The sequence below is a fragment of the Romboutsia sp. genome (assembly GCF_051659545.1).
Lineage (GTDB): Bacteria > Bacillota > Clostridia > Peptostreptococcales > Peptostreptococcaceae > JBOFOR01.
The window spans coordinates 18,182-27,620 of record NZ_JBOFOR010000104.1 but is presented as its reverse complement, the minus strand read 5'-3'; the positions used below and the strand labels follow the sequence as shown (position 1 = coordinate 27,620).

Sequence of the window (9,439 nt, the reverse complement as noted above, 5' to 3'; positions counted from 1 at the left end):
AATAACAGATTTTTTTCTAGTATCGCTGTAGTAAAAACAGCAATAAATAAATTTATCGATGAAATAAATAAAGTTCCTACAAATACAATAGATAGACTATGTGTAAGAATGTAGAAACTCTATTAGAATATATATATTTCAAAAGAAAATCCTTGCAGTATTTTGTTAAGTTTTGTAGTAAATGAAACCTATCGGTTACTTGTATCGCTGATTTGTGAGAATCAAGAATAGCTTTCCTATACGCTATAGAACCATCCCTTGAAACTACAGATATATTAGGAAACTTCTGAAGCCATGCTGTAACATCTTTAGTTTCTCTTGAGTCTATTATATCAACTAACTTTGGAAAGAACCAAAAAATAAGTATAAAATACATAAAGGAAATAGGTAGAATTTTAAAAACAAAATATATAATTGATTATTACACAAATGGAGAGCTTAGAAAAGAAGTTCAAAAGATGTTGAACAAAGGAGAATCAATTAATTCAGTTGCTAGGTTAATTTTCTTTGGAAAACAAGGTAGACTAAATGAAAATAGAATAGAACGCCAATTAGAGAAAGTAAGTTGTCTAAATATTTTATTGAGTGCTTTAATAATTTGGAATTCTAGGTATTTAGAGAAGATTTATAAAGAAATTAAGGATGAACCTTGGTTTGACTTAGATGAATTTAAAAGAGTTAGTCCCTTGGGAACACAACATATTAACTTTTTAGGTAGATATATACTTGAAAATGTAGAAATTTCATCTAGTGATGGATTAAGAGAGTTAGAAATCAAAATTTAGGGGTTATAAACTCTTAAGTCGTTGATTTTACTTGGATTTACCTGTGTTTGATCAAAAAATTCGAAAAAAACACAGGTAGGCCTATACTGTCATCAAGTTCAGTGAAATTAATTAAGTAATTCAAGATTATTTATCACATATAATTTTATATAACATACCTTAATAATATGGTGTATAAAATTATAAAGAAGTATCCCGTATAAAAAATAATTTAGGAGGATAATATGAGTATAAGTTGGTGCCCATCTCAGTATATAAATTTTTTGAATTCTATAGGACGTGTAGAAATTCTAGAGGAGAGTATAAAGTTTTGTTACAACAATATTAACTTTAATTTTAGAGCTAAAGACGAGATTGAAATTTTTAATGAAGTATTCCTGAACAAGGAATATGAAATTCCTATGAATAATGAAAGTGTAGTAATCGATATTGGAGCAAATGTTGGAATAGCATCTATATACTTTGCTTCAAATGATTATATATCTAAAGTATATAGCTTTGAACCATTTAGGTTAACTTACAATTGTTTCATAGATAATGTAGATTTAAATCCTGCACTATCTATGAAAATACAACCTAACAACTATGGTATGGGTAGAGCTGATAAATTAGGAAAAGGAATAATTAATGATATTCTAAAAGGAAACTCAAGAATATCTGATGATATTGATACTCCTTCTACATATACAGGTCACCCAGGAGAGTATATTGTTGAGGAAGTTGCTATGAAAAGAGCATCTACTATAATAAAAAATATAATAGAAGAAAATGAGGGGCTAGATGTAATAATAAAAATGGACTGTGAAGGTGGAGAGACTGAAATATTTGAGGATGATGAGTTTGTAGATTTACTGGATAATGTTAAAGCTATTGTAATGGAAACACATACCCCAGAAATATTTACTGAAATATGTGATGTGTTAAGAGGTAAAGATTTCAAACTTAATGGTGGGATGGTATCAGCATCTAATGGGTATATAAAAGCAATGAAAAACATATAATACTTTTCAAATAACTGTAGATAGGTTTGTGTAAAAATAAACTTATCTACAGTTATTTTCATAGATTGTTAAAAAAAATAAATATTAATATAAATAAATTTAATTATGTAAACAAAAACAAAAATGTAAACATTAATAATTACAATTTCCTTATTAAATATAAACAAATTTTATATATAATAAATAGTCATAAATAAATAGCATTATAAATAGAAATTTTCGATAGTTTTATCTTTTATATCATCTGTTATTCCAATATACTTTAAAGTAATACTTGGAGAAGAATGATTAAATATATTTTGTAAAATAGCAATATCTTTATATATTTTATAATGCCAATATCCAAACGTTTTTCTCATTGTATGGGTTCCTATTTCATCAATACCAAGTTCATTAGCTGCACTATTTAATATTCTATAGGCCTGTATTCTTGTAATAGCAACATTATTTCCTTTCTTGCTTTTAAAAAGAAATTCATTGTTATCCATGTTACAGATATAGTCATCTATATCAATTTTTAAGTTAGTATTAATTAATAGACGCTTAGACTTACTAGTTTTCTTTTCTATTATATTTATATGAGTTTTATCTTTTACATCTTTAACTTTCAAAGGTAAGATATCAGAAATCCTAAGTCCAGTATTTATTCCTATATTGAAAAGCATATAGTTTCGAGATCCTCCCTTTAAAAGCTCATTTTTCATTTTTTGTATAATATCTCTATTTCTAATTGGTTGAACATACTTCATAAAAAACTCCCTGATTTACATAATATTGTTATTTGAAACTCTACATATAAGTTAAACTCTTAAATTGAGCATAGAGCGATTTTAAATATTTAACATACATATATTTCCAAAGCCTTAAAATAGATATTTTTATATTGAATTAAATTCATCTATAAAAATAATTTATGTTACATTGGATGTAACATTAATTTACGTTATGTTACATTAGTTTTTATGTATATTCTTATTTATACTATAAACAAGTTGAAATATCAATATTTTATTATTCATAGCACAATGTAACATAATATACATTATGTTACATTGTATTTTTTAGTCGTGCATTTACGAGAAGGAGTGTTCTTATATAAATACTATTTGGTCCTCTAGAGGATACGTATAAGTCTTCAATAAAGGTTTCTACAGATACTTTATTTTTTCGAACTAAATCTTCTATTTTAAATCCATTTATTTCTCTTGGTACTACAATATAAATAACTTTAGTATGACTGGTTTTTAATATATATAAAGATGTTTCTTTAGTATTAGTTGTATACTTAATTCTGTAGGATAATTTAACCTCTACTAATAATTTTTTTCCAGATAGCTTTTGTCCTTCATTTGATGTACGAGAAGATGTGTTTACTAGCTTTATTGAATTAACATTACAATCTACTGACGTTGAAATTATAGTATGTATTTCTTTTGTTTCATCTTTTTTAGAAAATACGGTGTCTAGCAGATCTTCTTTAAAATACTTAATATTAGTTGGTAAATTTTCATCAATTCCTATGTAATCTATAAAATTAGTAATCATAGCCCCCTCCATCAGTAATTTTCTGCTGTCAATATAAAGCTTATATTTGCTAATATTTCACGTTGATTTATTTTTTGAGCATAAACATCCTCTATATATATTGAAGACATTACTTTAGAGTTTAGGTTTATATTTTCATCTAATGTTGTTGAATTATTAAAAAATAGGAAATTTTTAAAAGTATATATAGAGCCTCTTTCATTATCTGCACAAAAATCTATTCTAACTATAAATTCACCCTCAGTTAATAATTTATATCCTGTTAATATCTCACCCTCCAAGGATTTTCCAATCCCTGTTTTAACGATTTTATTGTCTTTTATATTTGAAGTAACGCCAACTTTTATTATTTCATCAATATCTGGAAGATCTTCATGGATTGTTATAATAGTATTCTTATTTTGTTGAGTAAATGAATTTATATCACAGGGTATATAATCACTTATACCACTATAAAGTGTTCGAGCTCTAATCTTATTAGCCATTCGGTTCATCTCCTTAAAATACTCTAGTATAAGTATATTTAGACTAGCATTATTTAATGAACACCTCTTTACAAGAAATTGGCTAATAATAAAAATACCCTTTCTTAGAGTATAAATCTTAGTTTCTAAGAAATGGGTATTTTAAACAACTTTACATTTTTATTGTAATTTAATTCACTATGTTTATTTATAGAATAATTAGTTTACTTAGAGCGGAAGTTATGCATATTTTTACGGCACTCTAATGCTTGTTGAGAATAAAATGCTGCCAAATCTAGAGTAGATTTTGCTTGTGAATTTAGCTTATTACCTTTTTCTAAGGCTACCTTAGCTTTGAAACATTCTATTTTAGCTAGTTCTTCAAATTCTTTAGCCTTTTTCTCTAATTCCTTAGCTTTGCATACAAGCTTATCGTACTCTTTATCTAAAATTTGTGCTTGTTTATATAAATCTTGATACATTTTTGCATAGTTGCTACATGGGTCTATATAAGTTTGAGCTATATTTGTATTTATTGATTTATTTATTTGACCATCAGTTCCTTGACTTATAACATAACTAAAGTTAACTGTTCCATAGTTGCTAATTGGATTTGGGCAAGGTACTGTTTCAACAGTTACCATAAATGATATAGTAGCTACTTCATCTATATCTAAGTTACCTATAGTTACTCCTGTTGGAGGATATACCACTGCTCCAGGTAAGGATACACTATTTAAGGTTACTGAATTTGGTACAAATGCAGTTCCATTTGGAATTGTATCTACAAACTTAACATTATAAGCTGTAGTATTTCCTTCATTAGCTAAAACAATAGTATATTTTAGATGCATTCCAACAAATCCAGTACAAGAATCAGCTGTTTTTTTATCACATATTATGGCTGCAATTATTTTTGTTAGAACGGTATTTGTATTTACTTTATCATTTTTACTTCTTCCAGTATCTGGATTAACCAAAAAGTCATAGCTTAGAGTTCCGCTATTATATACATCTTTTATGCAGAAATCCTCATCTACCATAACTTTAAATGTTAATGTTGTAATGGCTTCAGCAGGTATAATACCTAGATTAACTCCTGTAGGAGCGCCTGGATTTCTTCCATATTGTACTACTCCATTTACAGTAAATGAATTTGGTACAAATTCTGTTCCTTGTGGTATTGTATCTTTAAATATAGTATTATTTGCATCTGTATTTCCTGTATTCTTAAAAGTTATTGTATAAGTTAATACATCTCCAATTGTTGCTACTTCTTTATCTACAGATTTAGTAGGATTTTCTATTTTAGCTAAATTAACTTTAGTATCTACTATATTTGATACAGCACTTTTTCTTGAGATTGTTCCAAGCTCTTTATTTGAAACATAATTAAATATTACTGTCATATCATTATCAATAATATTATTATTAGGAACTGTGTCTACAGTAACATCATAAGTTACAGTAACTACCGCTCCTTTTCCTAATGTTCCTAAATACAAGCCATCTGGAGGGCTTATAGATGCTCCTATTTGAGGTGAACCATTTACAGTTATTGATCCTGGTATAAATGTTGTACTATCAGGGATTGTATCTACAAATACTACATCAGTTTGAGCAGAGTTTAATACATTTTTCCATACTAATGTATAAGTTAATGTATCTCCAACTGTAGCATATTTAGTATTTACAGATTTAACTGGTTTTGTGTTAGGACTTATAAATGTTGGTACTGTATTTGTATTAAACACGCTATTACCTTTAATTCCTAATACAGGGTTTACAGTGAAACTATATTTTGCAGTTCCTGTGTTTAAAATAGGATTAGGTGTTGGCACTGTTATTGCAAGTACTTGGAATTTTATATTAACATTTTCTCCTGGATTTAAGTTTGGAAGTGTTACTCCAACAGGTGGTACAACTGTAGTTCCTGGTACTGTAACTCCATTTATAGCTATACTATTTTGAACAAATTGAGTTCCATTTGGTATTGTATCTGTAAATGAAATATTGTTAGTGCTAACATTTCCAACATTTGAGAAATCCATAGAATAAGTGATAATATCTCCTACAAGTGCCTCACTTAGATTTACTGCTTTTGTACCATTTATAAGAGCATTGTTAATTGTAGTACTTACTATATTGCTATTTGTATTTGAATTAACAGTTATTCCAAGTACTGGGTCTACAGTATAACTAAATGTTGTTGTAGATGAGTTTAAAATAGGATTTGGTGATGGTATTGTATTTACTACTACTGAAAAAGTCACCATAGAAGTGCTTCTTGCAGGTATAGGTCCTACACTAACTCCAGTTGGAGGTGATGGATTTTTACCAGTTTGAGTTATCCCATTTATTTTTAATGAATTAGGAACAAATGTTGTGTCAGTTGGTATTGTATCAGTGAATACTATATTATAAGCAGTTGTATTTCCTGTGTTTGCTATACCTATAGTATAATTTACTAAATCTCCTATTTTTGCAAAAGTCTTATCTACAGATTTAGTATTTAATAAATTAGCGTGATTTACTAAAGTATCAACTTCATTAGTAACATTACTACTTCTAATACTAATACTTAAGGTAGGGTCTACTATAAAGTCATAAGTAGCAGTACCTGTATTTGGAATAGGATTAGGTGATGGTATTGTATTTACTATTACTTCAAATGTTATTATAGCTGTTTCATTAGAGGATATAGGTCCTATACTTATTCCTGTTGGAGGAACTGGTGATGAGCCTATTTGAGTTATTCCATTTACTGTTACACTATCAGTAACAAAAGTTGTTCCATTTGGTATTGTATCTATAACAGCTACATTGTTAGCCGTTGTATTTCCTGTATTAGTTAAGGTAATAGTATAAGTTATAGTTGTTCCTATATCAGCAAATTTTCTATCTACACTTTTTATAGGGTTTGAAAGATTTGCAAAGTTAGTTGTTGTAATTACTAAATTAGTGTTACCACCTGAACTATTTTTTTGTCCTGTTTGGTCATTTGCAATATAATCATAAAATACTGTTCCACCGTTAATTATAATATTTCCAGGAGGGATAGTAGATACTGTAACTTGGAAACCTAAAGTTGTTGTTGAACCAACTGCTATATCGCCTATATTTACACCTGTAGGGTATTCTGGGCTTTGACCTGATTGAGTAGCACCATTTATAGTGAATGAATTTGGTACATAAGTTGTTCCAACTGGTATTGTATCTTTAAATACTAAATTTAAGGCTGTTACACTACCTGTATTGTTAAATGCTATTGTATAATTTAATGTATCTCCAAGAGTTGCAAAGCTTTTATCTACTTGCTTGTTTAGATTTGAAATTTTAGCCATGTTTATTTTAGTAGCTACTATATTACTATTTGCACTACCAGTTGTAGCAGTAGAAACACTTGGATCCACTTGGTAAGTGAATGTAGTAGTTGCAGCGTTTAAAATAGGATTTGGTGATGGTATTGTATTTACAATTACCTTAAAACTTACTGTAGAAGTTCCTTTAGGTGGTATTATACCAATATTAACACCTGGAGGTGTAGGATTTGCACCTGGACTTACTACACCATTTACTGTAAATGAATTATCTACAAATGCTGTTCCATTCGGTATAGTATCTATAAAAATAACATCATTAGCACTAATGCTTCCAGTATTAGGGATAGAGATTGTATAAGTCAAAATATCACCAATAATTCCAAAGCTTTTATCAACCCTTTTAGTTATAGTTGATAAGTCTGCTCTGCTTACAAAAGTATTAACTATATTAGTATTAGTTGAACCACTTCCTAATATATTTGGAATAGTTGAGATATCTATATCATACTGAAAAATAGCTGATGCTGTATTTGGTATTGGATTTGGGCTAGGCATTGTAGTTACTGTTACTTGGAAAGTTACAGTTGAAGTACTACCGCCACCAATGGAATTTGGAAGTGTTATTCCAGGAGGATTTGGACTTCCTCCAACAGAAGTAGCATCTTGCATTAGTGAATTTGCTACAAATGAAGTTCCATTTGGTATTGTATCTATAAATCTTATATTTACTGCAGTTGTATTCCCGTTATTAGTTATTGGAATAGTATAAGTTAAAACATCTCCTATATTAGCATAAAGTTTACCTATTTTAGCTGAAGATAAAGTTACAGTTCCTAATACAGTAGTTATAACTGTATTTGAATTTGAAGTAAGTGTTACAGTTGTAGGAATTAAAACATTTAATCCAGTAGCAGTTGAATCATTTATAATTGAACTGTTTATAGGCAAAGTAGTTTGTAAATTAACTTGGAATGTTAATGTTGTAACACCAATTGGTAGTGTTCCAATATCTAGTCCACTTGGAGGTGCAACTGAACCTGGAACTGATGCTCCATTTATAGTTACGCTATTATTAATAAAGCTACTTCCCACTGGTATAGTATCTTGGAAAAATGTATTAGTTATAGTCAATGGACCACTATTACTTAACCCAATAGCGTATGTCAATATATCTCCTGGAAGTGCTTTAGTTTTGTCTACTATTTTAGTTGCAGTTAATGTTGATGTTATAGCAGTATTTGTTATTGTAGTTACCATGTAGTCACCAAGTTTAACAGTTACACTTTCACCCAGGAATCCACTTGATGGTACTGTACTTCCCCCTGGAGTAAAGTTACCATTTTCTACAGTAGTTTTGTAATTAGTTCCAAGGGTACCTGTACTACCTAGTGCCATAGTTTCATTAAGGGTAAAAGAGGAGCTACTAATACTATCTAATGTTACATACACGTATGGACTTTGTAGCTGAGTTCCATTTGATGCACCTGTAGTTATAGTTGTTGAGCTTATAGTTGATCCTGTTACTGATAAGTTAAATTGATCATTTGCATATACTCTATCATTAACAACTTTGTTAATTTGAACTTTCGTAAAGAGAACTCCAAAAGGTACTCCTGATAATCCTAGATTACTAAAAAAAGTTATATCAACTTTTTTAGGATTTACTGTAGTTAACATTAATGATTTATATGCGAATGACATCCCGGTAGCGGTAACTGTAGTTGTTCCTAATCCAGTAAATGTAGGAGAGTTACCAGTTCCTATACTTCCTATTTGATCCCATACCCCTCCATCTGTTTCAAACATAAGATTTTCTTGTGGATCAGTTGTTTCCCCATCTCCTGTAACTATCATATAGTCTGGAAGTGTTGTTCCTGAAGGATCCTTTACTATTATATTGCTAAAACTAAGGATACTTCTATAAGGAATAGTCCCCCCCTGTGAATAAAGTACTACTGGCCCTGAAATTCCAGCATATCCGCCAGGATTTCCAAAAGTTGCTCCTGGAAATGTTGGTGCAGTTGTCCCTACATATGATTTATCACCTGTAATATCTGTATTTGATAAAGTAAATGAAATTGTGGTTCCATCTCTTAATGTATTGTTTACTACGGTGGATGTTTTTGGTGCTAAAGGTATTGTTGAAAAATTAACCCAACCTACAGCTCCTGCTAAAGGTCCACTTCCTGCTTGTGCATAACTTGCATTAGCCAATTGTTATCATTCCTTTCTTTTATATATTTTTTCTTACTAGTTATACATAATAATATATGAATTTACATGTAACTAATAGCTAGTCCAAAAAATTAAAAACATTAAAA

7 protein-coding genes are annotated in these 9,439 nt (G+C 29.2%); 2 read left to right on the top strand and 5 right to left on the bottom strand.

Annotated features, from left to right (window positions below; translation table 11 throughout):
* Positions 1 to 76: 76 nt before the first annotated feature.
* Complete coding sequence (locus tag ACRC03_RS06355) at positions 77 to 376, bottom strand: transposase (protein WP_438651715.1); 300 nt, start codon at positions 374 to 376, stop codon at positions 77 to 79.
* On the opposite strand from ACRC03_RS06355, the gene ACRC03_RS06350 reads away from it, so the two are divergent.
* Positions 327 to 785, top strand: a complete 459-nt coding sequence (locus tag ACRC03_RS06350) for a Tn3 family transposase (RefSeq protein WP_438651716.1) — start codon at positions 327 to 329, stop codon at positions 783 to 785. The two genes, ACRC03_RS06355 and ACRC03_RS06350, sit on opposite strands and share 50 nt — an antisense overlap.
* Before the next feature lie 224 nt (positions 786 to 1,009).
* Positions 1,010 to 1,786 carry an FkbM family methyltransferase gene (locus tag ACRC03_RS06345; protein WP_438651714.1) on the top strand — a complete coding sequence of 259 codons (777 nt, stop codon included), beginning with the start codon at positions 1,010 to 1,012 and terminating at the stop codon, positions 1,784 to 1,786.
* Between the two features lie 203 nt (positions 1,787 to 1,989).
* Here ACRC03_RS06345 and ACRC03_RS06340 read toward each other — a convergent pair whose 3' ends face one another.
* The 4 genes from ACRC03_RS06340 to ACRC03_RS06325 all read right to left on the bottom strand — a co-directional run bounded on the left by ACRC03_RS06340 (position 1,990) and on the right by ACRC03_RS06325 (position 9,332).
* Positions 1,990 to 2,535, bottom strand: a complete 546-nt coding sequence (locus tag ACRC03_RS06340; protein ID WP_438651713.1) for a site-specific integrase — start codon at positions 2,533 to 2,535, stop codon at positions 1,990 to 1,992.
* A 298-nt stretch (positions 2,536 to 2,833) separates the two neighbouring features.
* Positions 2,834 to 3,331, bottom strand: coding sequence for a hypothetical protein (locus tag ACRC03_RS06335; RefSeq protein WP_438651712.1), 498 nt, complete (start codon positions 3,329 to 3,331; stop codon positions 2,834 to 2,836).
* Positions 3,332 to 3,342: 11 nt separating this feature from the next.
* Positions 3,343 to 3,816 (bottom strand): hypothetical protein, encoded by a 474-nt coding sequence (locus ACRC03_RS06330; RefSeq protein ID WP_438651711.1) that lies wholly within the window; start codon positions 3,814 to 3,816, stop codon positions 3,343 to 3,345.
* Positions 3,817 to 4,019: 203 nt separating this feature from the next.
* Entirely contained in the window at positions 4,020 to 9,332 is a 5,313-nt protein-coding gene (locus ACRC03_RS06325) for a hypothetical protein (RefSeq protein WP_438651710.1), read from the bottom strand.
* Between the last annotated feature and the right edge of the window lie 107 nt (positions 9,333 to 9,439).

Excerpts from the sequence above, each read along its gene's own strand:
- ACRC03_RS06345 (WP_438651714.1), top strand. The coding sequence starts at position 1,010 with ATGAGTATAAGTTGGTGCCCATCTCAGTATATAAATTTTTTGAATTCT.
- ACRC03_RS06330 (WP_438651711.1), bottom strand. The coding sequence starts at position 3,816 with ATGGCTAATAAGATTAGAGCTCGAACACTTTATAGTGGTATAAGTGAT.
- ACRC03_RS06335 (WP_438651712.1), bottom strand. The coding sequence starts at position 3,331 with ATGATTACTAATTTTATAGATTACATAGGAATTGATGAAAATTTACCA.
- ACRC03_RS06340 (WP_438651713.1), bottom strand. The coding sequence starts at position 2,535 with ATGAAGTATGTTCAACCAATTAGAAATAGAGATATTATACAAAAAATG.
- ACRC03_RS06355 (WP_438651715.1), bottom strand. The coding sequence starts at position 376 with ATGTATTTTATACTTATTTTTTGGTTCTTTCCAAAGTTAGTTGATATA.